Raw genomic sequence first — 25,666 nt, 5'->3', positions numbered from 1 at the left:
TGAAATCAATTCACGTTAGTTTTTCCAGGAGTTTGCGATTGTATCCGCGATGTTTTTACCATTGGTGATGCAAGCTCCAATGCCGACACCGTAATACGAACAGCCGGCGAGTAGCACATTAGGAAAAAGATCCGCCATTTTTTGTGATAAAGACGAGACGGCCTGACTATGCTTCAAATGGTAATTAGGCATTAAATCTGTCCATCGAGTCACATTAACAGAATGCGGTTTTTCAGTTATGCCAAGACTTTTCTGAATGTCAGACAGCGCTGCCTTTGTTAATTCCTCTTCATTCAATTGTTTCAACGCTTCATAATTCAGATTCGAGCTTTTGTAAAATAACCGGACTAATAAACGGTGATGTTGAGATGTATGCGCCCATTTTCGACTCGTCCATGTACATGCATCGCACATTAAATCACTGCCTTCTGTGACGATAAATCCGGTCCCGTCAGCGGGGAGGCGGTCATCGGAAATATCAAATCCGATATATACGCTCGTCAGCGATGAATGGGTCAGCTCATTGAAATCCAGATCGAGCTCCGGCGCATTCAACATGCGCTGTGCGGCGTCATGCGGGGTGCTCAACACGACGAAATCAGCTTGAATGTTTTCATCGTTATCAAATGAAAGTTCATACGCATCGCCCGTTTTTTCAATGTGGGTGATACGGACCCCTTTTAACACACGTGCATTACCGGAACGTTCCTCAAGGCGGTCAATAAGTGTCGACAGGCCGTTTTTAAAGGAAATAAATTTTTTATTTCCAGCAGATTGAAAGGTTTTTTTGTTCTCGGAAAATCCTTTAATAATGCTGCCATATTTATTTTTGTAATCAAGTAAATAGGGCAGTGTCGATGCCATCGTTAATGTTTCCAGTTTCCCTGAATACACACCGGATAAAATCGGTGAGATTTGTTTTTCAACAATTTCTTTTCCTAAAAAGTGCTCCAAAAATGAGCCGACTGAACTGTCGATTGTAAAGTTATTTTCTGTTTTTTCGAAGTCAAGCATCGCTTCTCGCTTGCCTTTTTCCGAAATTAACGTGCTTCCAAAAAGTGACTCAACGCTTGTCGGGATGCCGAAAATGGTGTCTTCGGGAATTTTGTGCAGCGTGTTGTCGGTATAAATGTACGACGTGCCTGTTTCGTTGTAGACGAGTTCATCAAGCAAATCAAGTTCCTTGATGAGCGGCATCACACCTCCGTTCCGGGCAACAATCGAATCGGCGCCTGCTTCCATAATGAATTCATCGTTTTTCACTGTACGGATTTTGCCGCCCAGTTCCTCGTTTTGTTCAACGAGAATGACATTCAGATTTAGTTGTTGTTTTTGTAAATGATACAAGGCGGACAGGCCAGTGATGCCGCCTCCGATAATGACAGCTGTTTTCATAAACGTTCACTCCTCGCAATTATAATAGCATTTTTTCAACGGCTGCCTGCAGGTCAATTTCGACATTTCCTTTAATTGCGCGGCTAATCATGCACGATCTTTCCGCTTTTTCCGTCAGTTTGTACGCAAGCTGGACATCTTTTTCTGTCGCCTCCGCTTTTAATACAATATTTGGCCGATGAATAATTTTTTTATACGTAATGATGCCGTTCGTCACATCGACAATGCCTTCTGATTTCATGGTGAGGGATACCTTTTCGAGCTGATTGCGCTCTAGCATCGCAGCAAGCGTAATAATGTAGCACGTTGCGGCCGCTCCGAGCAGCATCTCATCAGGATTCGTGCCGACGCCCGGACCATCCATTTCAGGCGGGATGGACACGTCTGTTTTTAAATTCTTTGCTTCAATTGTCCCGACATCATTCCGGGCACCAGGCCAGTCCGCTTTTAAATGAAAGATGTGTTCCGCCATTTAATCCTCTCCTTCCGTTCAGTGTAACTGATCTTGCTGAAAATAACGCCAATCCTGCTCTTGCTTTCCTTTTCGCGTTATCTATACCTTATAGAAGAAATTTGACGAGTGGTCAAAAATAGCAATGAACGGTCAGAAGAGGCAGCAGTCATTGCATCGAAAAAAGTGCTGCCGGATTCGTTTGATGAATGGAATGTATAAAACACAGTTATTAATGCACTGTACGATTATCACCTAAAGTTTTATAATATTCTTACAATTAGAAAGGGGATAATCGTGTGAAAAAGTCATTAGTCGGTGTGGTTGTCTTTACCCTCGTTCTCAGTCTCGTTGGCTCATTTGCCAGTGCGGCTACGTTCAGAGATGTTCCAGAATCGAATCGTTTCTATGAAGAAATTGATCTGTTATCGAATCTTGAGATTATTTCGGGATTTACAGACGGTACATTCAGGCCGGAAGAAAATGTGACGCGTGCACAAGCAGCCATTTTAATCGGAAAAACATTTGACCTTGACGGTACAAAGAGAACAACATCGTTTTCAGACGTTCACTTATCTAATACAGCGTCAGGCTACATTGAGTCTGCTGTTGAAGAAGGAATTCTGTCCGGGTTTCCAGATGGTACGTATAGACCAAATCAAACCGTCACACGTGCGCAATTAGCGATCATCCTCGGTCGTGCATTTGACATCACAGAAGCGGTGGACATTCACTTTCCGGATGTATCGAAAACGGCTGCTGCGTATCCATATATTGAAAATGTGGTAGCGGCGGGAATTGCATATGGATACGAGGACGGTTACTACAGACCGAATAGGGCTGTCACAAGGGAACAGTTTGCGGCCTTTCTTGCACGAGCCTACGTTTATACGTCTGAGGCTCCTGAAGAAGCAGCCCTTTCTTCGTTTTTCCTAAAGAACGGTCAAACGGCTTCATTTAGAGGAGAGGGCAATGAGTATGCAACGTACACGACGCGTACAGTATGGCACAATAATAAACATGTAACGGTGTATGAGGACAATGGCGGTACAGTCGTGGCACGAACGTTTCGGATAGAAGATGATCGGATTGTCGTCGTGCGTGAAGAAGCGGAATCATACGAAGATTACACGCCAACTGTGAGTGAATTACAGGCGCTTGAGCCGCTCTATACGTATTTACAGCTTCCGCTTGAGGCCGGCGCTTCCTTTGACGGATGGACCGTCATCGATGATTCGGCTGTCCTAACAACGCCGCTTCGAACATTTAACCATGTCATCGTCATCGAGAAAATGAATGAACATGGGAATGTGAGCCGTAAGTACTTTGTAAAAGGATTTGGCGAAGTGAAGGCCGAATATGAAATGGCGGCAGATGGTGAAACAATTGTGATTACATCTGAGATTGAGCATATGGAGTGATGTAACAATTTGCGAAAAATAGCCTTCGTTCCTGCTTAAGGAAGGCTGGCTATTTTTTATGCAGACGAGGCAGGTAAGTTATTTCATAACATAGTCCGTGGCCCCATCCTTGGATCGTTCTCAACTTTTTTCTAAAGAGCCTTTTTTGCATAAAAAAAACCGATTCTCTTTTTTATTGTTGAGAACCGGTTGATGGTGGATCACTATGATTAATTCGGCTATATAAAATCACACTCTTCATCTTTTATGACCAAACTTTTTTTGTTCCATGAAAATTCCGTATTCTTGTGCTTTGACAATTTTTTCACCATAAGCGTTTATTGCTTTTTTCACTACTTTAATAAAGTTCAAGTTCATTCTCCTATTCTAAAATTATTTATTTTGTTCGATGACAACGCCGCATTGCTGTGCTTTTAAAAGTCCATACTCCTGCGCTTTGACAAGGTGTTTTCCGTAAGCATTCATCGCTGTTTTCACTGTTTGAATGAAGTTCATGTCCGTTCCCCTCTTCCTATTTGGTATGACTTAATTATCGGTCATAAAGTACTTTTTATCAAAGTGAATGTAAACGGCAACAATTCGGGTGTAAACGATAACATTGGCAATGAAAGCGAATAACATGAGCCTTTTTCTCACTAATTCATTCTTTTTCTTCAATTATCGTTATTTTCCATATTAATTAACTTTTACAAACGAAATTTTGTTTAATTTAGTCGATTAGGGAGTAAAAATGATTGGCTTGTTGTGTTAAAATATATAAAAAAAGGAAAATGGACGAGGTGGTTTAACAGTGATTTTTGCGTGAATCATTTTAAATGCGTTGTGCTTTGTAATTTTAAAATGTCATATATTCTTTTAAAAGGATTGAAAGCGCTTTTATATTTTGATAATCTTTGTTAATAAAGAACATGAATTTCTTATCAAGTTCGCCATCATATTTCAGAAAATTAAAAAAGTAATTTTTAAAATGGATAAATGGAGGCAGATAAACTTGAATGAAATTTTAATTGTTGAAGACGATAAGGATATACAGAAGATTATATTGATGAATTTATCTCTTGAAGGCTTTGGCTATACGATTGCCGGAACGAGAATGGAAGCTGGGAAAATTTATTTAAAGAATGGATAGAGGGAGGCAGATAAACGTGGATGAAATTTTAATTGTTGAAGATGATATGGATATACAGAAGATTATATCGATGAATTTATCTCTCGAAGGGTTTGGCTATACGATTGCCGGAACGGGAATGGAAGCGATTAAACAGGTTCGGGAAAATGAACCCGATCTTATTCTTTTAGACATCGAATTACCTGATATGAACGGAATTGATTTATGTCAGCAGCTGCGTGAAATGACGGCTGTCCCCATTTTATATGTAACCTGTAATAATGAGGACAGAGAAAAAATTTTAGCTTTTGCGATGGGGGGCGATGATTATATTGAAAAGCCCTTTAATTCGAGGGTTTTAATCGCCCGCATTAAAGCCCACTTAAGAAGAAATTCGATCAACCACAATCAAAATGCTTCTAAGAAGCGAATTTCTTTTGACGATATTGTCATCGATCTGTCTGCCCGGGAAGTAACACGGAATGGAAAAGTCATTGAATTAACAGCGAAAGAATTTGAACTGCTCACCTTTTTTGCTCAAAATCCAAATCAAGTATTCTCAGCGGAGCAGCTATTAGATCAAATTTGGGGATATGATTCGTTTAGTGAGAAGAGTACGATTATCGTCCATATTTCAAACTTGAGGAAGAAGATTGAAGAGTATCCAGTAAATCCTTCCTACATCGTTACAATGAGGGGGGTAGGCTACAAGTTTGTTCAAACGTCCATTTAATTTTAGGAAATCTTATTATTTTAAGATTTTACTATTTACAACGATGATCTCTTTTATTCCGTTTGTGATGATCGCAGCATACAGTATGTACCAAGGAAGCAATTTATCGAATCAAATTATGAAAGATCATATAGCAGATACAAAAAAAGAAGTTATTTCTCAAAAACTGTTATATCTTCAAAAAGAAACGCAAAATTTGAATACTGATTTGCACAATCTTGAAAATACGTTAAGATTAATTCAAAAACAAGCGGAAACCCTTTATAGTCAGCCTAATCTAGCTCTTACAAACGAACTGAATTTGACAAAAGGGAAAGAAGGCTATTTGTGGGAAACATTTGAAGATAAACATGAAAAAACAAATGTTTTTATTAGTTCTTTATCAAGTGATTCGCCTGAGGCTACAATCAATGATTTGAAAATAGCGAAGCAGCTTGAACCATTGTTTGTTCAAACGATGAAAAATGAATCCATGATCAATGCCGTTTACTTATCGCTACCGAGCTCTTCTTGGTTATATTATCCTTTTCTTGATGTAGAAGCAGCCATTGCGAAGAAGACATTTTCACCGAATATCCGTTTTCAAGATTACGAGTTTTATACAGTTGCATTGAATCCGGAGCGTAAAGTGAAATGGACGACACCTTATATATGGTCGGCTAAACCGATTGGCGATGTAACGAAACAGGACTGGCTCATATCTGTCGGAGCACCTGTTTATTTATCTACAGGCGATTTTAAAGGGATGGTCGGTTTAGATGTGCCAATTGAAAACATCACAAACAAATTAATGAATGTTGAATTCAGTGAACCAAACGCCTTTGCCTTTTTAATCGATGAGAAAGGGAATTTTATCTCGGGACAAACGAAAGCGGAAGGGATCAAGGAAAACGAGTTCATTATGAAGAGTGCGTTAAAAAATAAAGAAGGCATCCTGCCAATCACGTATTCGAATTCAGATGCTTATTTATTATCTTCGTCATTAAATAATGGATGGAGTCTCAACTTTATCATTTCAGAGTCGGATATTGTAGAACCTATTGTCAAAAGTACAAAGGCACAGACAAATAAGCATATGCTTCTTTTTTTGTCTCATCTTTTCGTATTTTTAATTTTCGGAATTGCCATTCTACTATATATGACGTATCGATTTTCACGAACGATCACCCAGCCTATTGATCAGTTAACGAATGCACTAAGAGAGAGTGCTGACGGCAATTTTGTGAAAGAACTTCATATTAAGCAAGAAGATGAAATTGGCAACTTAGCAGTAGCGTTTAACTTTATGAACCGAAAAATTCAAGAATTAGTTGGCGAATTAAATTTAAAAGCCCATCAATTAGAAGATAAAGTGTTAGAGCGGACGGAAGAGCTGGAAAGTGCCAATGAACGGTTAGTAAATACGAACCAACAACTTCAAGAATCAGAGAAACGACGAAAAGAATTTATGTCACAGATTTCTCACGATTTAAAAACGCCGTTAACGTCTGTCAGGGAATACACGGAAATTTTAGTGAATCATCCAGAACTTCCTAAAGTGCAAAAAAAAGAAATTATGAATTCCATCTTGCTGCGTAGCAACCATATTATCCAATTAATTAATGACCTATTTGAAATGAACACGGATGATGATGGAGACTACGTAAAAGAAGTCATTCCATTTGATTTCTTACTAGGGCAATCGTTAGACATGATCGCGATCCGATCAGAAGGATGCGATGTAGAAATTACGAAAGACTATGAAATAGGTTCACACTTCATTTTTGTTGACCCTAAAAAAATGAATCGCGTATTTATTAATATATTGGAGAATGCCGTTAAATATTCCAAACCAAAGAATAAAGAAAAAATAAAAATCGATATTTCCGCATATCAACAAGATAAAAATCTGATCATTACGTTCAAAGATTATGGAATCGGTATATCAGAAAATAATAAAGAAAAAATCTTTCTTCCGTTCTTTCGAGAAAAAAGGACAAAAACCGAAAAAATTAAAGGAAATGGATTGGGTTTGTCGATCGTGCAAAAAATTATTGCCGCACACGAAGGTCAAATTTTAGTAGAAAGCAAAGTAAGCGTAGGAACAACGATTACGATTGTACTTCCGTTAGTTGAAATATCGGACTTTTAACAACCTGGGCGGATACTACTTAGTAGTGTCCGTTCTTTTGTTGTATATGGATGTCAATATTACTTCATCTAGGCGACAGAAAGTATGCAATGATTAATTGAATATTTATTATATTTAGAATTTATGGAAAGTTTATTGTTAGTTAATATAGACTTTAGGATAACTTTATAAATAAATAATATGATACATGTATAGAAAAGAGAAACACACGAAAGAAAAGCAAACGGTTACAAAAAAGTATGAAAGCGTTAACAGATTGAATATTTATTATATTTAGAATTTATCGAAAGTTTATTGTTAGTTAATATAGACTTTAGGATAACTTTATAAATAAATAATATGATACATGTATAGAAAAGAGAAACACGCGAAAGAAAAGCAAACGGTTACAAAATATGAAAACGTTATCAGATAGAAACAAACGACTAAAAAGCGGGAGTGAAAGAAATGAGTGCAGAAACAGCATGGTTAGAAGAATTGACGTATTTAAATGATAAGCCAGGTGTGAAGCTCATTAAAGCTGGAACGTATAAAAAGAAGGAACTAAATGACATCCTCGGTATCCCGAATCTTGAAAGCCAAATTATCGACGTTCCGGTTTGCACAGATAAACATGCTCTACAAATGGGCTATTTCTCGATGCAACCTTCAGAAGACTTTGAATTTACGTACACATTCTTGGAAATCAAAATTGTGTTCAGAGGAAAAATTATTGTTCGTGATGATCAAGGGAAAAAATATGTAGCTGAAGAAGGTGACGTATTCGTTTTCAGCCCAACAACAACGGTTATCTTTGATGGTGAAAGTGACGGAGACGCTTTTTATACAGCACATCGCCTGCCTGAACCTTCATTTGTATAACATAACGATTAGGAGGCAGAACATTGGAAGTCATTTATGTAAATAAAAGCAACCGGCATACGTTTCTCGCAGAAAATGAACCAAGTGTGATCGCCTTAGGCTTTTTTGATGGAGTTCATTTAGGTCATCAACAAGTTATCAAAGAAGCTAAAAAAATAGCAGATGAAAAGCAGCTGCAGCTCGCCTGTATGAGCTTTTTCCCGCACCCTAAAGAAGTGCTTAAGAGAGACAAGAAAAAAATGCAATATTTAATGCCAATGATCGTCAAACAACGAATTTTGAAAAAGCTAGGTGTGAAAAAATTTTACATCGTGCAATTTGATCAAGACTTTGCTTCCTTAACACCTGAGCAATTTGTCCAAAAATATCTTATTGACTTTGGCGTAAAGTATGCAGTAGCGGGATTTGACTTTAATTATGGCCAATTCGGAAAAGGTAATATGGATCGAATAAAAGAGGACTCGAAAGGCTTGATTGAAGGAATAAAAGTAGAAAAAGTGGAGTTTGGTGGAGAAAAAATCAGCTCTACTTTAATAAGAAAGTTAATTTCTTCAGGGAAAATGGATATTGTCCACCGCTATTTAGGTGAGCATTACCATATACAAGGAAAGATATTTTCCACTAAAAATAGTGTTGAAGTCATAGCGAGCCCTTATTATCTTCTTCCTCCCCCAGGAGTGTATGAAGTGAGTATTACGAACGGGGATGAAATAGACAACCAAGTCGTATTAGTAACACAGGAAACGCCTAAAATTATCTTTTCTGCTCATAACAATCGTTTATTAGTAGATCAAGAAGACATTCACATTGGGTGGATCAAACGTTTATCACCTGGAATGTTTACGATTTTGGAGGAACAGCCTTCCTTATCCCAGGAAGCGTAACATGTTGAATAAACCGGTTATACTGCCGGATTTATTATAGAAAAAATAAAAAATGAAAATGATGGAGGTACAAAAATGAGTGCAGAAACAGCATGGTTAGAAGAATTGACGTATTTAAACGATAAGCCAGGTGTCAAGCTCATTAAAGCTGGAACGTATAAAAAGAAGGAACTAAATGACATCCTTGGTATTCCAAATCTTGAAAGTCAAATTATCGACGTTCCGGTTTGCACAGATAAACATGCTCTACAAATGGGTTATTTCTCTATGCAGCCTTCAGAAGACTTTGAATTTACGTACACATTCTTGGAAATCAAAATTGTGTTCAGAGGAAAAATTATTGTTCGCGACGATCAAGGGAAAAAGTATGTAGCTGAAGAAGGCGACGTATTTGTTTTCAGCCCAACAACAACGGTTATCTTTGACGGTGAAAGTGACGGAGACGCTTTTTATACAGCACATCGCCTGCCTGAATCTTCATTTTTGTAATACAAAAAGTGAAGAAAGTGATAGATGTCGTTTTTATAGAAACTGAATTTTCGAAATAATAAAAACTAAACGTATAGGAGTGTTAAACATGAGCCAATCTACAACAGAATCAACAAACTACAACTATTTAAGTAAAGAACCGAGCATTCAAATTATTAAAGCTGGTACTTTCCAGAAGAAAGAATTGAATGATATTCTAGGGATTCCGGCACTAAAAAGCCAAATCATTGATGTTCCGGTTACGTCAAAAGAAAATGCGATTACGATGGGTTACTTCGATATGCAGCCTGGTGAAGAATTTGAATTCGTGTATGAATTTTTAGAAGTGAAATTCGTCATTAAAGGTAAATTTGTCTTGCGTGATAGAGAAGGAAACAAATATGTAGCAGAAGCAGGAGATGTTGTCATCTTCACTCCGAATAAACCGGTCATTTTTGATGCTGAAAGTGATGGAGAAGCTTTTTACACGGCTCACCGTATCCCTGAAAAACCATTTTTGTAAAACTGACATAATCGTTTGTTCTATATGAATAGGCAGTAAGAAAAAAATAAAATTATTGGAGTGTTAAACATGAGCAGAGCAGAAACTAAAGATAATTATACGTACTTAAGTCAAAAACCAGGCTTACAATTAATTAAAGTTGGAAGCTATGACATGAAAGAATTGAATACAATATTAGGGATTCCAGAAGTGAGAAGCCAAATCCTTGATATTCCGATTACTGCAAACGAAAATGCAGCAACAGTAGGATTATACGCAATGCAAGAAGCTGACAAAGGTTTCGATTTTAAATATGATTTCTTAGAAATGAAAACAGTTGTCACTGGGAAATTTGTTTTAAGTGATGATCAAGGAAACAGCTTTACAGCAGAAGCAGGCGATGTTGTTATCATCAACGCTGGCACAACGGTTACATTCCATGGTGAGAGCGATGGTACAGCGGTTTATGTAGCACATAGATTGCCAGAACCTACATTTGCATAATTGATCGTTTAACTAGATTTTAAAGTCAAATCATAAATGTTCCCGTTTGCAGCACAAATGAAAGCGCTGTGAAAACGGACCAATGGGGGATGGGAACGCAGACGAAGATCGTTACTTTCTGTGGGCCTCCCCCGCTGAATAAAGTTTCATATTATTTATTAGATTTAGCCCTTATATATTCTAATTTTTTGCAAAGCCAAAGGGGGGTTATTGAACAATGCATACGGTCAATACCATGAGTTATCAAGATTTTGATTTTGAGGTGAATGGTCAAAAAGCGTTATTAGAAGATATTTTCCCAGGATTCAACGAATACGACCGCATTGGTGTCGTCGTAAGAGAAGTTGGCGGTGGGATAGGTGCCAGTGCCTTGCTGATGTCAGCGCTTACACGTTTTTATGACTTCTTTCGCCCGAATCTAGGCACCGAGCCAGGTCAGCAGTTTATTTATCCGGAATTCTTTGTCTTCCATGTTGGCAAAAAACATATGTCACATTATTGGATGGACATTTGGCCGCCGCATAAAGAAGTGTTGATCGAAGAGGACGATCCGGAACAAATTTTGGAAGCGATTAATGATCGTGGCATTACCCGTCTGCTCGTTGAAGACATCAATCCTTCACATCCTATTTTTTTAAGAGAAACGTTCAACGCTGCCAAACATCGTATCGTCAGCGCTTTGGCATATTCTCCGACGGGCCGCGTTGAAAACAGTGATGTGAAAATCACAAGTTGTGAAGCTGCTGAAAAAAATGTTGTTGGCTCTATCCGGATTTCAGAAGAGCTTTCGAAAGAAGAACTGGATCAGTTGGAGGAAAGACGCGAATCTCTTAAAGTGAACGGTCGTGTTACGGAAACATACCGACAAATTGGCGTTGTAGAAGCATTGCATATGCTTACCGAGAACACGGAACCAGGTGAAACGACACGCAGCTACTTTGCCTTACTTGAGATGGAAGAAGAGATGGAAGTGTAATTGTTGATCGTGTCTCTGAATAACGAAGAGTGATAAGCAACTCTCTCAATATAAATTTCTAATCTATAATTACGGAATATTATGAATAATAAATATATATTTAATTCATTTTAATAAAAAACATCTGAGGAGTGGAGAATGATGACAGTTAATAACACAACAATCGATAACACAAAAGTAGCAACAGAAGGAGTTATGCAAGTTCCAAGCTGGTGGACATGCCCGCCAGGATATGAAGAATTGCAAGCAAAGGCACATGAGCTTGGGAAAAATGAGCTGCTTCCAAGAGCTGCTATCTCGGATCAAGAAAGTCGTTATCCTCGTGAAAGTTTAACGAAAATTGCAGAAGCAGGATTTGGAGCAGCTACTCTACCGACTGAGCTTGGCGGTGTTGGCAAGGGGCTTACTGGTTTTGCTGTATTAGCTGAAAGTTTTGCTCAATATTGTGCTTCTTCAACGATGTGCTGGGTCATGCATACAGCGGCAACGCAATTAATGTATGTAGCAGGAAATGAAGAGCAGCATAAACGTTTTATCCCTGATGTGCTTAAAGGAAAAGTGGGCGCGTTAGCTTTCAGTGAACCAGCAACCGGAAGTCACTTTTGGAATGTTGTCAGTACAGCACCGCGCAGTGGAAATGGTTATTTATTGAATGCAGACAAATCTTTTGTTACGAGCGCTGGAGAAGCCGATTGGTATATCGTGGCGACTACGTATCCAGAAAGTACAAATGATGATAAGTTAATGTTTTTAGTTACAGATAATAATCAAGAGGGCATTACACAATACCCATACAATGCAATGGGACTACGCGGAAATTCCAGCGGTCCAATGAAGTTTAGAGACGTTTATGTTCCTGCGGAAAATCGTCTAGGCACTGAAGGCGGAATGAATTTCCACAATGATAATACACTTGATCCGTTGTTCTTATTAGGAACAGCTGCATGTTGGACTGGAATTGCGCAAGGCGCTCTTAATGCAGCAATTGACGGTGCCAAGAAGAAAGTGCATGCAGATACTGGGAAATCCGTTGCTGGATACCAAGTCATTCGTCATGAATTGGCGAAAGCTCAAATTACGATCGACAGTGCAAGAGCTATGCTGTACCGTACAGCTGAAGGTCTAGATCAGGCGATTGCAAATGGTACGCCGCTAGAGAAATGTCTTTTCCCTGTTTGGCAATTAAAAACGCATGCTGCTGACATTGTTATTCAAGTAACAAACCAAGCGCTGCAAGTTTCAGGCGGTAGAGGTTATTTGACAGGTCAAGTGGAAAAATTCTTACGTGATGGCCGTGCCGGTGCTGTTATGGGACCAACGAATGAAATTTTACGTGAGTGGATCGGTAAATCATTAATCGATGTTCCTTGGTTCGAGTAAAAGTATAAAAGTTACAAATATTTCAAATAGAAGATAAAATATTCTAGTATATACCGGAACCGAAGGGAAGTCATTTGGTTCCGGTATATCTCTCCATTGAACGAATTTTCATCGTAAGAAGCTGTTAGTATAAGGAGGAAATTGAAAATGAAGTTGCTAGGAATTTCAGGCACGATTACAGGAATAAAACCATTCCTTGTCGTTCAAAAAATATTAGATGAAGTAAAGCAAAACCATCCGGAAATCGAAGTGGAAATGCTTAATTTAAGAGATTATGATATTCAGTTCTGTGATGGGCGTGATCCGTCAACGTATACAGGAGATACGAAGAAAGTGATCGATATCGTTTCCTCAGCAGACTTTTACATTATCGGTACACCGATTTTCCAAGGATCGATTACGGGTGCCCTTAAAAACTTGTTTGATTTAATTCATCCGAAAGATCTACGCAATAAAGTAATGGGGTTTATTGCAACTGGCGGAACGTATCAGCACTATTTAGTCATTGAAAATCAATTGAATCCAATTGCAGGATATTTCCGTGCTTACGTTGCACCGGGATTTGTGTATCTGCATAATGATCATTTCAATCGTCAAAATGAGATAATTGATGAAGACGTGTTACAGCGTTTGACGGCTTTAGGCGAAGAAGTTGTCTATATGCAAAAAGCATTAAAAGCGCCAAAGAGCGATCATCAGTATACGGTATAAAAAAGAGAAAAATAAACAGTATGTAGAATAACCTCTTTTTCTAACAATTCAGCTAAGAAAAAGAGCGTTTTTCTTTTAGCTTTATGATAGACAAGGATTAAAACCGAATGAAAAAACAGAATATTGAAAAAATAAAAGTATTTTAGTTGATGGGTTTTTTCTCTACGCGGCCATTGGAGAAGGTTGGACTTATCTATATTCTTAGACGTGAGCAAAGGCTAGTGACCATGAAGAACCATGGCAGGAAATCTAGCAAACTCAAAAAAGAGAAATAAAGTGAAATGTCCGTCAGCAGGAGGTCAGACCCACAGAATGTGGGTCATTCAGATGTTGTTAGTCTGTGTTCCACTACCCACTATCCCTTACTCACTAAAGAGGAACTCAGGTAAATAGCGCTGCGTCCTGTGACAAAAATTAAAACGATTTCATTTAGGAGGGCAATTATTTTATGAGTTCATTGGCAGCTGCAAAAAAGAAACACAGAGAAAAGACAGTACGTTGGGGCTTTATGTGGGCTTTATGGACAGCCGTCTTATGGGGAGCATGGTATATACCGGGATCAGCGATCTGGTATGAATTCCCTTTCGGTTCTATGGCTATGGCGACAAATGAAGAGTATATAACCGTCGCAGCGGTCATCGCCGGTTTAAATGCCGTCGCTGTTTTACTGTTTATGTTTATATGGCTTGGCGTTTTAGGGAAGTGGAAAGATTACGGTCGCACGATTGTTCATTTTAGAAAAGTGACGAAATGGTACTTTATCGCTGCCATTTTCGGAGGACTGATGGCGATTTTCGGAAGCTTCTTGGCCATCGGCTTTGTTGGCGGTGTTTTTGCGGCCGTTGCAGGGCTAATGTACCCCATTGTAGGCTCTATATTAGCGAACAGATGGTACGGTGAAAAGATATCGCGGAGAGCGGCGATCGGCATCGGTATGATTGTTGTCGGAGGAATCGCCGTATTTGCTCCGGGTATTGTGGGAGAAATACAAAACAGTTCAGGTGCCTGGTTAGGCTATATAGGCGGTTTGATGGCAGCAATTGGCTGGGGAGTGGAAGGAGCGATCGCTGGACGGGCACTAGACGTTACAGATCCAGATGTAGGCTTAACACTTCGATTTACAGGTGAAGTTTTCTGGTGGGTAGCTGTCGTCTTACCTCTATTTCTAATATTTGGAGATGTACCTATTTTGACGATTATTGGTCAGACACTGACATCGGGAGCAGCGGTAATCTGGCTACTTTTAGCGGGTATCACTTTTGGTTTCTGTTATGTGTCCTGGTACAAATCTTTCCCATTGATTGGTGTTGGAAGAGGACAAGCAATCGGGGACTTATACGGGATTTTTTCAATCATTTTTATCAGTATTTTCACGCTAACTATGCCAGAATGGAATTTCATTTTAGGCGCATTGGTTGTTATTACCGGCGGGTTTGTCATGTTTACTGAAAAGAGGGATGAGATGGAAGTCCTTCGTGCAGTTCCTACAGATAGGAAAGATAAAGAGGAGGCGATCTAAATGCCTAAAATGCATCTTAAAGGAAGAATATTGCAAATCGTACGAGAGAATACCTTGGGAAAATCGGAAAAAGGCATATGGGATTATGATATAGCCAAACAAGTTCTTACAGAGTACGAGCTGCAGGGAGCCTATGCGATGGGCAGCGTCCGGATCGCGCTAACGGATTTATTTTCAGGAGCGTTGATCGAAACGAGTGAAGAAAAGTTAGACAATGGTGAGCACTTCGGTAAAGATAAAGTATTATTTAAATATACACTTACAAGCTTTGGTGAAGATCGGATGAAGGATGCAGGAATCATTTAAAGTAAAATACAAAAAAAGGAGTGGGTTTTGTGCTAGAAATGAACGGATTTTGGGGCTTTGCCTCTGCTCCCTATGTATCGATAATCGGAATAACTGTAATATCCCTAATATGTCTAACTATAGCTAGGTTGTATGTGACCAAAATATGAGTCGTTGTTCGTTGAATGAGTACTAGAATCGGATAAAATAAAAAGCCGTCTCAAAGAGGAATATCCTGAGGCGGCTCTTTCTCATTTTATATAGTTTTTAACTTCGCGAAAAATAGTAGAATAGGAAAAGAGAGGGGAATAATATGGGGTGGATTTTACTTACGTTAGGTATTTTTGCAGAAATTATTGGAACCATATCTATGAAGTTATCAGAAGGCTTTACCAAACTGATTCCATCTATTTCTATTTTTGTTTTTTACGGACTTAGTTTAACGCTGGTGACGCTATCGCTTAAAAAAATTGATATTAGTATCGCTTACTCGATCTGGGCCGGGCTCGGAACAGCGACAGTTGCGGTAATCGGATTTATTTATTTTAAAGAGCATCTATCTCTCTTAAAAGTTGGTTCGATTGTTTTGATTGTTTTAGGTGTTGTAGGATTGAATTTAGGAGAAAGTGCTCAAGATGAGGAATCTGAAATGGTTATGCCTGTTGAGAAAGTGAAATAATGACGATGTATATTTTGATGGCTTCGAATCCAAAAATTGAAGCCTTTTTCTTATGTTAGTAAAGCCATCTCTTATATCATTTTAATCAAATAGAAAAGAGGAGAGAAGATGATGCATAACGAAAAGACGATGCAGACGATTGAAGCAGAGTGGCATTCACACCTGCCAAAAATAGAAACGGCAACATTTGGCATGGGCTGCTTCTGGGGAGCGGATGCACGATTTGGACATTTGCCTGGTATCATCCGGACGCGTGTCGGCTTTGCAGGCGGTGCAACAGAAAACCCGACGTATCGTGGCATGGGGGACCATACCGAGACCATTGAAATGGATTTTAATCCAGAAATCCTATCTTTTGAAGAAATTTTACACGTATTTTGGAACAATCATACGTCAACGAACAGAGTGAATTATAAAGAGCGGCAATACATGTCCATTTTGTTTTATCACGATGAACAGCAGAAACAATCCATTCTGAACGTGAAAAAAGAGCTCGAAGACGATCGAAATGAAACGATCGAAACAGAAGTTGTACCGTATTCTGGTTTTACATTAGCAGAAGAGCACCATCAAAAATATTATTTAAAACGGTTTTCTATAGCCGTTGATCTATTAAATACACATTATCCATCTATGGATGCGTTTACTCATTCCACATTAACCGCCCGATTAAATGGGTTCGTGAGAGAGTTTGGTACGTTGAATGACATTAAAAACGAAGTGAGCGATTGGGATATAGGTGAAGATTCCCATCAAATCGTGCTGGATATATTGAAAAGAATCCGCTGGTAGAGAGGCGAACTTCATTAATGAGTAAAAAAATAATAAAAAGAGATATGTTAGGCAGCTTGAATCCGTTCTTTATGCGGGCTCTCGCTGCCTAATTTTTTTTGAAATTCATCACGTTGTAAATGCGTATTTTTCCAAAGTGGCCTGAATAAGCCTTAAGACGTAGTTTGAAATATGGCTCTAGCTCATTACGAAACATTTCAATCCTCGGTAAGATAAATGTAAGTTAATTGAGGAGGTGGAGGAAATGAAAAGATGTATGTTATTCGTCGGTGGATTGATCGCGTTCATTGTGTTATTAGTAACACTTGGGCCTATGATTTTATTGGGTGTCGGCGTTTTATTGCTGTATGTCATTTTTAAGCAGTTCATGAAAAGTGGATCGACCGCAGGAAAAATCGGCTGGGTGATTGTCGGTCTGCTGCTTCTTAGTACGGTTGTGTTATCTAATATTCATGCGGTGATCGGTTTTGTAGCGGCCTATGCCTTGTATGTCGTGATCTCAAAGTGGAGAAATAACGATCATGTGTTAGAAGGAAAAATAGTAGAAGAAGATGATCCATTTACTAATTTTGAACGGCAATGGGCAGAACTTAATAAATAATGAAGAGGAGATCTACATGAACCTATTTACACGTATTAAACAATCGATTTCAGCGGACCTTCACCATATGTTAGATCGAAAAGAACAACAGAACCCGATTGCAGTATTGAACCATTATTTGCGCCAAAGTGAGCAAGAAAAGGACAAGGTAAGAACACTGATCGAACGACAGTATCGGTTGAAGGATGAATTTATAAGTGAATATCACCACGCGCAGGAACTTGCGGATAAGCGTTTCGCACAAGCGAGTATCGCTAAAAAAGCGGGCGAAGAAGAACTGCATACATTTGCAATGAAAGAGTATGAAGACTATCAATCACGGGCAGAAAGAATAAAGATGTTAGTGGAAGAGTCTACACAGCAGCTGGAAACGTTGGAACACAAATATGATGAAATGAACTATAAGTTAAAAGATATGCACTTGCGGCGCATGGAACTGATGGGGCGTGAAAACGTGGCACGCACGAATCATCGGCTCAATAAAGTGATCGCAGATGAATCGGACAAACGATCTTCTCGTTTCACTGAAATGGAACAATACATTGACGGGTTAGAGAGAAAAGTGAATCATTCTTATGAGCACCATACATTTGACAGCAAAATGGCCAAGCTTGAAAAAGACATACAGGTAGATGATCAAGCTGAGGCTTACTAACACATACCTTAACAGCTACGTTTACATGATGATAGGTATGTCCAAAAAGGGATAAATGTTATACTGAACAGACATAGTGTTTGATGTCTGTTCGAATACATAGAAAGGGGGTCACCTCCATGTTTCAACGGTTGACGACAAATATGTTCAATTGGATCATGATTTTTGGGGTGATCCTCTTTATTATTGAAATTGTTTTTTTTGATGGCGGCATTATTTTTTCCGCTTTATTTTTTAGCGTATTAACATATGTGGGCTGGAAGAAATTAAATCGCTTATGGGGAAAATGTTTCTTTTGGGGAGGCTTCATCAGTTTAATCGTAACCATTTTGAACATGATCGCTGTGCGCTTCCTTTTTATCATTGGTATTATTTTATTTCTCATCCATTATGCGAAAACGAAAAAAGAAGCAGAACGAATCGAGCCGATGTTTCGTATGAGAGAGGGAAAAGCGGCGGCAGAGCCAATCATTCAACTAAAACCGTTATTTACTCATAAAATTTTTGAAGATCAGAAAACGGAAAATACGGCTTATCAGTGGCGGGACGTAAATATATATGGAGGGTTTGGTGATCGGATCATTGATCTGAGCAACACGGTTTTACCTGAAGACACGGCTGTTATTTCAATCCGTCACATCATTGGGAACATCGAAATTTATGTTCCTTATGAGGTGGAAGTGAGTATCCATCACAGTTCTATTTTTGGCCGTGCCCATCTCTTTGGAAACCATCATGAGAATTTAATGAATCAATCCCTTCTATATCAGACAGAAAACTATCATTCAACTTATCCAAGAGTCAAAATCATTACCTCTTTATTATCTGGGGACATCGAGGTAAAACGGGTATGAGCATCATGATCCGTCACATGATCACAGCCGCTTTGTTCAGCCTATTCCTTTCTTTTATGATGATTAGCGTAACACTGGCTGCTTTTCCACTGGAAGATTGGTCGATCCTTTTTGAACAAAAAGTAGCCGACGTCTCTTTTTTATTCGTTATTTTAATCCTCCCTATATTAACTGGTTTAGTCATTGGGATATCGACGGGTTGGTATTGGCGGCAGAGGCTTCATCGGATCGATCGACAGCTGAATGAACTAGTAAAAGGTCAAACGTATTTAACAAATGACGAACGATACAAAGAATTGAAAGACATTCAACAACGGATGGAACAAGTGCAGGAGAAGTTTAGAAGCCAAGCAGAACACGCGCAGCGTTTGGCAACGGAACGAGCCATCGAACGGGAAAAAAGCCTGCAGGAAATCGTCGTTCAGGAAAGGAATCGCCTCGCGCGAGAATTACATGATTCCGTCAGCCAGCAGTTGTTCGCAGCATCGATGATGATGTCGGCCATTAATGAAACAAGTCTTCCGGAAAAATCACCTATTCATCGACAGCTGCAAATGGTCGAAACGATGATTCATCAATCACAACTTGAAATGCGGGCGTTGTTACTTCATTTAAGACCTGTCGCATTAAAAGGAAAATCACTGCAGGAAGGTGTCGAAGAACTGTTAATAGAACTGACTCAAAAAGTACCGATGGAAGTGGACTGGAAGATAGAAACATTCACCGTTGAAAAAGGAATAGAAGATCAGTTATTTCGAATTTTGCAAGAGTCTGTGTCGAACACGCTTAGACATGCGAAAGCAACGGCACTTCAAGTCATGCTGATTGAACGGGATGATACGATCATTTTAAGAGTGATCGATGATGGAAAAGGGTTTGATATAGAAAACGTTCGATCAGGCTCGTACGGACTCCAAAATATGCGTGAACGTGCCTATGAAGTAGGAGGAATATTTAAAATCATCAGTTTACCAAACGAAGGGACACGGTTAGAAGTCAAAATTCCACGATTGAAAAAAGAAGGTGAGAATCATCATTAAAATAGTATTTGCAGATGATCATGAAATGGTCCGAATCGGTGTATCTGCCTATCTATCTTCACAACCTGATATGGAAGTCATCGCTGAAGCAGATGATGGCGGAGGGGCTGTTCAGCTTGCTTTATCCTTAAAGCCAGATGTCATCTTAATGGATCTTGTGATGGAAAAAATGGATGGGATTGAAGCGACGAGACAAATTATTGAAAAATGGCCTGAAGCAAAAATCATTATCGTGACGAGCTTTCTTGATGATGAAAAAGTTTATCCTGCCCTCGAAGCCGGTGCGACAAGCTATATGTTGAAAACATCAAAAGCGAGTGACATTGCGAATGCAATACGCGCTACTCATGAAGGGCAATCTGTACTAGAACCGGAAGTGACAGGGAAAATCATGACACGGATGCGGGAAAAGCCGATGGACCAATTGCATGATCACTTAACCGATCGAGAAATGGAAGTTTTGCTGCTTGTCGCACAAGGGAAAACGAATCAAGAAATTGCTGATCAGTTATATATCGCGTTAAAAACAGTCAAAGTTCACGTCAGTAACATGTTAGGTAAGCTCGACGTACAAGATCGAACGCAGGCCGTTATTTACGCATTTAAGCACGATTTAATTCAGTAAACATCTTGTTCCCAAGATTGCTTACCTCTAAATAGTTACGCCTGTTGAAAAAATGAAATCATGACGATTTATGTCTTGAAGGCTTCGAGTCCAAAACTTGAAGTCTTTTTCTTTTGCCATCTAAACTATCTTTTGTATCAATAATCTAGCATCAAGAGAAAAAGATGGTATCGTTTTGAGAGAAGAGTATGAAGACGTTCATAAAGAATTGATTCAATTGTTTAAAGAAACAACCGTTGAACGGACTGGAAGAGATGAGATCATCGAATATACGCTTGAGGCAATAATAAACGGAAATAAGGAGGCACTTAGTCTCATGCTGCCGGAAGAAAACAGAGACGAGATTTGGAAAAGTGCATTTGAAAAAAACATATATCCATACGAAACGGTGCTCGCCGTTTCAGGAGAAAATAAAAAGCTACTCGGACATGCCCATTCAGGTGATATCTTGCTTATTGGCGCAACGGGATATATGATCGGCAATGGGACCGGCAATTAAGCAAGACGAGACAATCGGAGATATTTCCACACTTAATATTGCCCCGACGTTATACGACTTATTGGATATAGAAGCTCCGCCGTTTGTGGAAGGTAAGAGCAGGAGAGAATTATGGAGAGAATAACAAAACAGCGGTCTGCCCCGTGCAGATCGCTGTTTTGTTTATAATGGCCATGATGAATAGAAAGACATGTAACAGGGAATAGATTGAAATATTATCGAAGCATTATCGTGCCCTGCTTAGTGGTTGACAGATATAATAAAAAGGTTATATAAGGAAAGTATCGTACATTAAATAGTAAAGATACAAAAAAATGGAGGGGTACGAGATGAAAAGAGTTAAAGTTGCCGGTCTTTTTACGGATAAAAGCAGAAATACCGAGTTTTTCATACTCAAACATAATGGCCGGCATATTGCTGCACTTCCAGAAATGTATGTCTCATTTTATGTTGGGGACGGACGAGAAGCCGCATTGAAGGTGTTAACCGGACCGTTGTCTGCAGGGGACGCAGAAAAATTGTATAACACCATTTTTGACTATGTTTGTACGCATGGGAACGAAGAAATGGGTTTCGTCAGCTGGTTTGAAGAAAAATATGGTCTCCCGTGGTACACATTTAACGAGGGGATGCAAAAAGCTGGGGTGACGTTACTTGAACGGGATCAGGCATTTAATCATGCCGTGTCTAGGTACTACAAGGAAAAAAAGATAGAGGATAAACGTCAGCCTGATTTAAGCAAATAAGAGTGAAATGGATCCGCTTTTTTTGTGTGAAAATTAGGCATGCATACAAAAAGATCAAACAGTATCCATTCCGTTCTTTATGTAAAGAGAAACTCTTATCAGTGGGGATATAGACAGATCGTTCTTATTTGTTCCGAAAAGCCATTCTGCCGTTCAATATTTGATTAGGGCTTTTTAATTGGAACATACCGGCTTCTGTAGAATAATCAATTTTCACATTTTCATCATAAAAGACCATTTTTGGTTTTTCAACAAGAATAGACATGTCATTCGTCATAAGTAACACATCATGATCCTCGTCAGGTGCGTCCACATACCATAACGTTGGGATGCCGTTTAGCACACAGCCATTTCCTTCTGTGTCCCATTTTAATTTTAAAAAACCATCCTCTCGATTTTGCAACGCACGTATTTTTTCAGCTGCAGCTGATGTGATTGTAATCTCCATCAATCTCCATCCTTTTTTCTTTTCAGTATACCATATTCGTTTTTTCACGAACCAATAGAAAAAGCCTTCCCGTTTTTAAATCGGAAAGGCTTTTATTATGCGACGTTCTGCTGTAAATCTGTTTCCTCAATCAACCATATATTTTTCGATATCATCCAGCATTTGATGCGCGGCTAGCACACCGCCTGCTGTATTCCAGATCGCGTCGTCCACTTTATAGACGCTTCCAGCTTTTGCGGCCTCAAGATTCTGGAATAAGGGATCATTTATCCATTCTTTTTCTGCTTTCACCGCTTCACCGTCGCCTGTGTCATAAGTGAAATAGAAAATGACGTCGCCGTCCATTGCGGGGATTCGTTCTTTCGTTGCATTCGTTTCAGCAAAATCATCTTTGTCCTGTTCAGAAGGACGGGCAAAGCCAAGCTGCTCCAAAATCACGCCTGAAAATGAATCTTTATGATAAATGCGTGTGTCGCCGGCCATAAAGCGAACCATCGATACTTCCTGGCTTAATTTATCACCAAATGTTCCTTTTAGTTCCTCAATGCGGTCGTTATACTCTGCCAGTACTTGTTCGCCTTTTTCTTCTTTATTCAATGCTTTCGCATACAGTTCAAAGTTTTCCTGCCAGTCGCCGCGTAACGTTTCCGAGAAAACCGTTGGTGCAATGGCCGTCAGCTGCTCGTAAATGGCTTCCTGACGCATTTTGTTGCCAATAATTAAATCAGGCTGCAACTTCGCGATTGCTTCCACATTCACGGGGTCTTCCATTCCCACAACTTCGACGCCTTCCATCTTCGTTGCGATGTGATCGTACCACGGATCGCCTGTCCATGATTGAACGGCTCCAACTGGTGTGACGCCAAGAGCGAGAAGAGCCTCTGTTCCTTCATTTGTTAAAATAACGACACGTTCCGGTGTTCCTTTGATTTCAGTTGAGCCCATTGCGTGCTCGACCGTGTATGTATCCGTATCTGGTTCAGCTGCCGTATCTTCATTTTCTTCCTTGTTTCCGCATGCTGCTAAAAAGAGTATGAGCACAGCTACAGTAAGTAAAAACCATTTTTTCATTTTCGTTCCTCCTGAAAAATAATGTGTGTTTGAGCAGAATAGTCTATCCACTTCAAAAAAGAGGGCGATCCGGATGGGCATTCGGATCGCCTAAACGTGCACAATGAATCGGTGGGGTTAGAACTTTGATAATGATTATCATTATCATTACTGCTTACCACTATCATCATAAACGCTATTTCTGAATCTGTCAACAATTAAATGAAAGTGATTTTCAAAATCATTGACGAGGGACGAATGTCTTTTTACAATGAAAGAAGTGAAAAATTTGACAGACGGGAAGCGTTTACGATGACAATAGGAAAAAGTGTGACGCTGCTATTGATTGGAACGGCCGTTGTAGTCGTTTTAATGGCAGCAAGCGTCGTGTATGGCTATACAGATACAACGTGGAAAGGGGTATACGATTCATTTACGGCCTTTAATGGGTCCAATGAACATTTAGTCATTCAAACCGTCCGCATACCGCGTGCGCTTATTGCGGCCTGTGTGGGTGCGAGTCTGGCGATGGCGGGAGTGATCATGCAGACACTCATGAAAAATCCGCTCGCGTCACCGGACATTCTCGGCATCAATTCTGGTGCTGGCTTTTTCGTTGTCCTAGGGCTTGTTTTGTTCGGCGTCAGCGGCAATCAGTCGATAACCTGGCTTGCTTTTATTGGGGCAGGAGTAGCCCAGCTGCTCGTATTTGTGCTCGGTTCAGCTGGGCGGGAAGGATTGACACCGATGAAAATGACGCTTGCCGGTGCGGCGATAGGAGCGATGTTTTCATCGATGACGCAAGGCTTTCTCGTCTTTAATGAAGCGATGCTGGATCAAGCATTGTTCTGGCTTGCAGGGTCCGTGGAAGGAAGAAGTCTTGATTTGTTACTGTCCGTATTGCCGTATCTCACAGTCGGTGTTTTTGGGGCCTTACTTATAGCGGGAAAATTAAATGTGTTGTCGATGGGGGAAGATATCGCTCGGGGGCTTGGTCTTCATATAGGTTTTACAAAAATCGTCGCGTCGATCTTAATCGTTTTACTAGCAGGAGGGGCAGTAGCGGTCGCCGGTCCAATCGGATTTATTGGCATTATCATTCCACATATTGCGCGGAGCTGGATCGGCTTGGATCATCGCTGGCTGTTACCTTTTTCGGGCCTGCTTGGAGCGGCCCTGCTTCTCGTATCCGATATTGCAGCGCGCTACATAATTATGCCGCAGGAAGTACCGGTCGGCGTTATGACCGCGGTCATTGGTGTGCCGTTTTTCATTCACATTGCTCGTAAAGGAGAAAAAAGCCGATGAAAGCATTCCGTCCTTTACATGGAGCTGTTTCATTATTAATTGACCAAAGAACTGTCTTTAAAATCATCTCTTTATTTGCGTGTCTGCTTATTGTCTTTATTGCAAGTGCCGCTCTTGGCGATATTAAGTTTAGCCCAGTTGTGGCATTTCAAACGATTTTTGGTTTCGGTGATCCGTTTCAGCATATGGTTGTTTATTCGTTTCGCATGCCGCGTATTTTAGTGGCGCTCTTCGCGGGTGCGGCGTTGGCGATGGCTGGCGCGATTTTGCAAGGACTCGTCCGCAATCCACTCGCTTCACCTGATTTAATCGGGATGACAGCTGGTGGAAGCGCGGCAGTCACGGCGTTTCTCGCAATCTTCAGCGACAAAAGCAACGCGCTCACGGTCAGCATCGGCTGGCTGCCGCTCGCCGCGTTTATCGGTGCAGCAGTAACAGCGCTGCTCGTTTATATGCTCGCTTGGAAAAATGGCTTGTCGCCAATCCGTCTTATTTTAATTGGAATCGGTTTGACCGCCGCGATGAAAGCCGTGACGACGATGATGATGATCATCGGTCCAATTTATCAAGCGTCTAAAGCAAATATGTGGATGACCGGTTCAGTGAACGGGTCATCATGGAGTGACGTTTCAATGATCGCACCGTGGACGATCATCAGTCTTGTTGCTGTCATGATAGCCGGCCGTCATTTGAACATGCAGCAGTTTGGCGATGAACTCGCCATCGGTGCCGGTGCACGGGTCGAACGGCAGCGCATTTTCTTTCTCGTACTTGCTACGGCACTCGTTGGCGGTGCGGTCGCCTTTGCGGGAGGCATCGGCTTTGTCGGATTAATGGCACCTCATATTGCACGCCGTCTCGTCGGTTCTCACGCAGGAGGGCTCATTCCAGCAACTGCGCTGATCGGTGCGATTCTCGTCATGCTCGCTGATCTTGCCGGCCGTACGCTCTTTTTGCCACTCGAAGTTCCAGCCGGTGTGTTCACCGCGGCAATTGGTGCACCGTACTTTATTTACTTATTATTTCGGACGAAAGGATAG

The 25,666-nt window shown here is 40.2% G+C and carries 30 protein-coding genes; 25 read left to right on the top strand and 5 right to left on the bottom strand.

Annotation, left to right across the window (positions count from 1 at the left end; all coding sequences use genetic code 11):
• Window positions 1–15 precede the first annotated feature (15 nt).
• Both A3M5_RS0113905 and A3M5_RS0113900 read right to left on the bottom strand, forming a co-directional pair.
• On the bottom strand, window positions 16–1,395 hold the full coding sequence (locus A3M5_RS0113905; RefSeq protein WP_018394380.1) for a protoporphyrinogen oxidase: 1,380 nt from the start codon (window positions 1,393–1,395) through the stop codon (window positions 16–18).
• Between the two features lie 19 nt (window positions 1,396–1,414).
• Window positions 1,415–1,867, bottom strand: a complete 453-nt coding sequence (locus tag A3M5_RS0113900; protein ID WP_018394379.1) for an OsmC family protein — start codon at window positions 1,865–1,867, stop codon at window positions 1,415–1,417.
• 278 nt (window positions 1,868–2,145) lie between these two features.
• Between A3M5_RS0113900 and A3M5_RS23820 the strand changes: the two genes are divergently transcribed.
• Window positions 2,146–3,267 carry an S-layer homology domain-containing protein gene (locus A3M5_RS23820; RefSeq protein ID WP_018394377.1) on the top strand — a complete coding sequence of 374 codons (1,122 nt, stop codon included), beginning with the start codon at window positions 2,146–2,148 and terminating at the stop codon, window positions 3,265–3,267.
• 372 nt (window positions 3,268–3,639) lie between these two features.
• Here the strand turns inward: A3M5_RS23820 and A3M5_RS26460 are convergent, their stop codons facing one another.
• Window positions 3,640–3,762 carry a hypothetical protein gene (locus A3M5_RS26460; RefSeq protein ID WP_018394375.1) on the bottom strand — a complete coding sequence of 41 codons (123 nt, stop codon included), beginning with the start codon at window positions 3,760–3,762 and terminating at the stop codon, window positions 3,640–3,642.
• Window positions 3,763–4,258: 496 nt separating this feature from the next.
• Here A3M5_RS26460 and A3M5_RS25460 point away from each other — a divergent pair, with 496 nt between their 5' ends.
• From A3M5_RS25460 to A3M5_RS0113765, 22 genes are all read left to right on the top strand, one after another.
• Entirely contained in the window at window positions 4,259–4,396 is a 138-nt protein-coding gene (locus tag A3M5_RS25460) for a hypothetical protein (RefSeq protein ID WP_018394374.1), read from the top strand.
• A gap of 16 nt (window positions 4,397–4,412) precedes the next feature.
• The gene (locus A3M5_RS0113865) at window positions 4,413–5,108 is read left to right on the top strand and encodes a response regulator transcription factor (protein WP_018394373.1); all 696 of its coding nucleotides are present in this window, start codon (window positions 4,413–4,415) and stop codon (window positions 5,106–5,108) included.
• Window positions 5,089–7,239 carry a sensor histidine kinase gene (locus A3M5_RS0113860; protein WP_018394372.1) on the top strand — a complete coding sequence of 717 codons (2,151 nt, stop codon included), beginning with the start codon at window positions 5,089–5,091 and terminating at the stop codon, window positions 7,237–7,239. Before A3M5_RS0113865 ends, A3M5_RS0113860 begins: the two co-directional genes overlap by 20 nt.
• A gap of 447 nt (window positions 7,240–7,686) precedes the next feature.
• Window positions 7,687–8,100, top strand: a complete 414-nt coding sequence (locus A3M5_RS0113855) for a cupin domain-containing protein (protein WP_018394371.1) — start codon at window positions 7,687–7,689, stop codon at window positions 8,098–8,100.
• Between the two features lie 23 nt (window positions 8,101–8,123).
• Window positions 8,124–8,984, top strand: a complete 861-nt coding sequence (locus tag A3M5_RS23010) for an FAD synthetase family protein (protein ID WP_018394370.1) — start codon at window positions 8,124–8,126, stop codon at window positions 8,982–8,984.
• 45 nt (window positions 8,985–9,029) lie between these two features.
• Window positions 9,030–9,473 (top strand): cupin domain-containing protein, encoded by a 444-nt coding sequence (locus tag A3M5_RS0113845; protein ID WP_269765890.1) that lies wholly within the window; start codon window positions 9,030–9,032, stop codon window positions 9,471–9,473.
• An 88-nt stretch (window positions 9,474–9,561) separates the two neighbouring features.
• A complete protein-coding gene (locus tag A3M5_RS0113840; protein ID WP_018394368.1) occupies window positions 9,562–9,975 on the top strand; it encodes a cupin domain-containing protein in 414 nt (137 codons plus the stop codon).
• A gap of 69 nt (window positions 9,976–10,044) precedes the next feature.
• Complete coding sequence (locus A3M5_RS0113835) at window positions 10,045–10,458, top strand: EutQ-related cupin domain-containing protein (protein ID WP_018394367.1); 414 nt, start codon at window positions 10,045–10,047, stop codon at window positions 10,456–10,458.
• 217 nt (window positions 10,459–10,675) lie between these two features.
• Window positions 10,676–11,434 carry a hypothetical protein gene (locus A3M5_RS0113830; RefSeq protein ID WP_018394366.1) on the top strand — a complete coding sequence of 253 codons (759 nt, stop codon included), beginning with the start codon at window positions 10,676–10,678 and terminating at the stop codon, window positions 11,432–11,434.
• 138 nt (window positions 11,435–11,572) lie between these two features.
• Window positions 11,573–12,814 carry an acyl-CoA dehydrogenase family protein gene (locus A3M5_RS0113825; RefSeq protein ID WP_227431851.1) on the top strand — a complete coding sequence of 414 codons (1,242 nt, stop codon included), beginning with the start codon at window positions 11,573–11,575 and terminating at the stop codon, window positions 12,812–12,814.
• Window positions 12,815–12,961: 147 nt separating this feature from the next.
• Window positions 12,962–13,525 (top strand): NADPH-dependent FMN reductase, encoded by a 564-nt coding sequence (locus tag A3M5_RS0113820; RefSeq protein ID WP_018394364.1) that lies wholly within the window; start codon window positions 12,962–12,964, stop codon window positions 13,523–13,525.
• A gap of 448 nt (window positions 13,526–13,973) precedes the next feature.
• Window positions 13,974–15,044 carry a DMT family transporter gene (locus tag A3M5_RS0113815; protein ID WP_018394363.1) on the top strand — a complete coding sequence of 357 codons (1,071 nt, stop codon included), beginning with the start codon at window positions 13,974–13,976 and terminating at the stop codon, window positions 15,042–15,044.
• A complete protein-coding gene (locus A3M5_RS0113810) occupies window positions 15,045–15,350 on the top strand; it encodes a hypothetical protein (RefSeq protein ID WP_018394362.1) in 306 nt (101 codons plus the stop codon). It abuts the gene before it with no gap.
• 292 nt (window positions 15,351–15,642) lie between these two features.
• Window positions 15,643–16,008, top strand: a complete 366-nt coding sequence (locus tag A3M5_RS0113805) for a DMT family transporter (protein ID WP_018394361.1) — start codon at window positions 15,643–15,645, stop codon at window positions 16,006–16,008.
• Window positions 16,009–16,116: 108 nt separating this feature from the next.
• Window positions 16,117–16,800, top strand: a complete 684-nt coding sequence (gene msrA / locus A3M5_RS0113800) for a peptide-methionine (S)-S-oxide reductase MsrA (RefSeq protein ID WP_034298635.1) — start codon at window positions 16,117–16,119, stop codon at window positions 16,798–16,800.
• Window positions 16,801–17,044: 244 nt separating this feature from the next.
• Entirely contained in the window at window positions 17,045–17,401 is a 357-nt protein-coding gene (locus A3M5_RS0113795) for a lmo0954 family membrane protein (protein ID WP_018394359.1), read from the top strand.
• 16 nt (window positions 17,402–17,417) lie between these two features.
• Complete coding sequence (locus tag A3M5_RS0113790; RefSeq protein ID WP_018394358.1) at window positions 17,418–18,056, top strand: PspA/IM30 family protein; 639 nt, start codon at window positions 17,418–17,420, stop codon at window positions 18,054–18,056.
• A gap of 119 nt (window positions 18,057–18,175) precedes the next feature.
• Window positions 18,176–18,910, top strand: a complete 735-nt coding sequence (gene liaF, locus A3M5_RS0113785) for a cell wall-active antibiotics response protein LiaF (RefSeq protein ID WP_018394357.1) — start codon at window positions 18,176–18,178, stop codon at window positions 18,908–18,910.
• Window positions 18,907–19,950 carry a sensor histidine kinase gene (locus A3M5_RS0113780; protein WP_018394356.1) on the top strand — a complete coding sequence of 348 codons (1,044 nt, stop codon included), beginning with the start codon at window positions 18,907–18,909 and terminating at the stop codon, window positions 19,948–19,950. Before liaF ends, A3M5_RS0113780 begins: the two co-directional genes overlap by 4 nt.
• Window positions 19,943–20,575 carry a response regulator transcription factor gene (locus A3M5_RS0113775; RefSeq protein WP_026221731.1) on the top strand — a complete coding sequence of 211 codons (633 nt, stop codon included), beginning with the start codon at window positions 19,943–19,945 and terminating at the stop codon, window positions 20,573–20,575. The genes A3M5_RS0113780 and A3M5_RS0113775 overlap by 8 nt, the downstream gene beginning before the upstream one ends.
• A gap of 175 nt (window positions 20,576–20,750) precedes the next feature.
• The gene (locus A3M5_RS0113770; protein ID WP_018394354.1) at window positions 20,751–21,074 is read left to right on the top strand and encodes a hypothetical protein; all 324 of its coding nucleotides are present in this window, start codon (window positions 20,751–20,753) and stop codon (window positions 21,072–21,074) included.
• Window positions 21,075–21,403: 329 nt separating this feature from the next.
• Window positions 21,404–21,820, top strand: a complete 417-nt coding sequence (locus tag A3M5_RS0113765; protein WP_018394353.1) for a hypothetical protein — start codon at window positions 21,404–21,406, stop codon at window positions 21,818–21,820.
• Window positions 21,821–21,944: 124 nt separating this feature from the next.
• Here A3M5_RS0113765 and A3M5_RS0113760 read toward each other — a convergent pair whose 3' ends face one another.
• Window positions 21,945–22,268 (bottom strand): iron-sulfur cluster biosynthesis family protein, encoded by a 324-nt coding sequence (locus A3M5_RS0113760; protein WP_018394352.1) that lies wholly within the window; start codon window positions 22,266–22,268, stop codon window positions 21,945–21,947.
• A gap of 126 nt (window positions 22,269–22,394) precedes the next feature.
• Complete coding sequence (locus A3M5_RS0113755; protein WP_018394351.1) at window positions 22,395–23,339, bottom strand: ABC transporter substrate-binding protein; 945 nt, start codon at window positions 23,337–23,339, stop codon at window positions 22,395–22,397.
• 291 nt (window positions 23,340–23,630) lie between these two features.
• Here A3M5_RS0113755 and A3M5_RS0113750 point away from each other — a divergent pair, with 291 nt between their 5' ends.
• Together A3M5_RS0113750 and A3M5_RS0113745 are read left to right on the top strand one after the other, a co-directional pair.
• The gene (locus A3M5_RS0113750) at window positions 23,631–24,626 is read left to right on the top strand and encodes a FecCD family ABC transporter permease (protein WP_051080874.1); all 996 of its coding nucleotides are present in this window, start codon (window positions 23,631–23,633) and stop codon (window positions 24,624–24,626) included.
• Window positions 24,623–25,666: a FecCD family ABC transporter permease gene (locus A3M5_RS0113745; RefSeq protein ID WP_018394349.1), complete on the top strand. Its 1,044-nt coding sequence runs from the start codon at window positions 24,623–24,625 to the stop codon at window positions 25,664–25,666. The genes A3M5_RS0113750 and A3M5_RS0113745 overlap by 4 nt, the downstream gene beginning before the upstream one ends.

The sequence above is a fragment of the Bacillus sp. 37MA genome, from assembly GCF_000372765.1.
In the GTDB taxonomy this organism is placed as follows: domain Bacteria; phylum Bacillota; class Bacilli; order Bacillales; family Domibacillaceae; genus Domibacillus; species Domibacillus aminovorans.
The sequence above is the reverse complement of the archived record's forward strand: the minus strand, read 5'-3'. Positions and strand labels throughout refer to the sequence as shown.

Excerpts from the sequence above, each read along its gene's own strand:
- A3M5_RS26460 (WP_018394375.1), bottom strand. The coding sequence starts at position 3,762 with ATGAACTTCATTCAAACAGTGAAAACAGCGATGAATGCTTACGGAAAA.
- A3M5_RS0113760 (WP_018394352.1), bottom strand. The coding sequence starts at position 22,268 with ATGGAGATTACAATCACATCAGCTGCAGCTGAAAAAATACGTGCGTTG.
- A3M5_RS0113855 (WP_018394371.1), top strand. The coding sequence starts at position 7,687 with ATGAGTGCAGAAACAGCATGGTTAGAAGAATTGACGTATTTAAATGAT.
- A3M5_RS0113815 (WP_018394363.1), top strand. The coding sequence starts at position 13,974 with ATGAGTTCATTGGCAGCTGCAAAAAAGAAACACAGAGAAAAGACAGTA.
- A3M5_RS0113755 (WP_018394351.1), bottom strand. The coding sequence starts at position 23,339 with ATGAAAAAATGGTTTTTACTTACTGTAGCTGTGCTCATACTCTTTTTA.
- A3M5_RS0113750 (WP_051080874.1), top strand. The coding sequence starts at position 23,631 with ATGACAATAGGAAAAAGTGTGACGCTGCTATTGATTGGAACGGCCGTT.
- msrA (WP_034298635.1), top strand. The coding sequence starts at position 16,117 with ATGATGCATAACGAAAAGACGATGCAGACGATTGAAGCAGAGTGGCAT.
- A3M5_RS0113840 (WP_018394368.1), top strand. The coding sequence starts at position 9,562 with ATGAGCCAATCTACAACAGAATCAACAAACTACAACTATTTAAGTAAA.
- A3M5_RS0113900 (WP_018394379.1), bottom strand. The coding sequence starts at position 1,867 with ATGGCGGAACACATCTTTCATTTAAAAGCGGACTGGCCTGGTGCCCGG.
- A3M5_RS0113905 (WP_018394380.1), bottom strand. The coding sequence starts at position 1,395 with ATGAAAACAGCTGTCATTATCGGAGGCGGCATCACTGGCCTGTCCGCC.
- A3M5_RS0113745 (WP_018394349.1), top strand. The coding sequence starts at position 24,623 with ATGAAAGCATTCCGTCCTTTACATGGAGCTGTTTCATTATTAATTGAC.
- liaF (WP_018394357.1), top strand. The coding sequence starts at position 18,176 with ATGTTTCAACGGTTGACGACAAATATGTTCAATTGGATCATGATTTTT.
- A3M5_RS0113810 (WP_018394362.1), top strand. The coding sequence starts at position 15,045 with ATGCCTAAAATGCATCTTAAAGGAAGAATATTGCAAATCGTACGAGAG.
- A3M5_RS0113835 (WP_018394367.1), top strand. The coding sequence starts at position 10,045 with ATGAGCAGAGCAGAAACTAAAGATAATTATACGTACTTAAGTCAAAAA.
- A3M5_RS0113825 (WP_227431851.1), top strand. The coding sequence starts at position 11,573 with ATGATGACAGTTAATAACACAACAATCGATAACACAAAAGTAGCAACA.
- A3M5_RS0113765 (WP_018394353.1), top strand. The coding sequence starts at position 21,404 with ATGAAAAGAGTTAAAGTTGCCGGTCTTTTTACGGATAAAAGCAGAAAT.
- A3M5_RS0113795 (WP_018394359.1), top strand. The coding sequence starts at position 17,045 with ATGAAAAGATGTATGTTATTCGTCGGTGGATTGATCGCGTTCATTGTG.
- A3M5_RS0113830 (WP_018394366.1), top strand. The coding sequence starts at position 10,676 with ATGCATACGGTCAATACCATGAGTTATCAAGATTTTGATTTTGAGGTG.
- A3M5_RS0113790 (WP_018394358.1), top strand. The coding sequence starts at position 17,418 with ATGAACCTATTTACACGTATTAAACAATCGATTTCAGCGGACCTTCAC.
- A3M5_RS0113780 (WP_018394356.1), top strand. The coding sequence starts at position 18,907 with ATGAGCATCATGATCCGTCACATGATCACAGCCGCTTTGTTCAGCCTA.
- A3M5_RS0113820 (WP_018394364.1), top strand. The coding sequence starts at position 12,962 with ATGAAGTTGCTAGGAATTTCAGGCACGATTACAGGAATAAAACCATTC.
- A3M5_RS0113805 (WP_018394361.1), top strand. The coding sequence starts at position 15,643 with ATGGGGTGGATTTTACTTACGTTAGGTATTTTTGCAGAAATTATTGGA.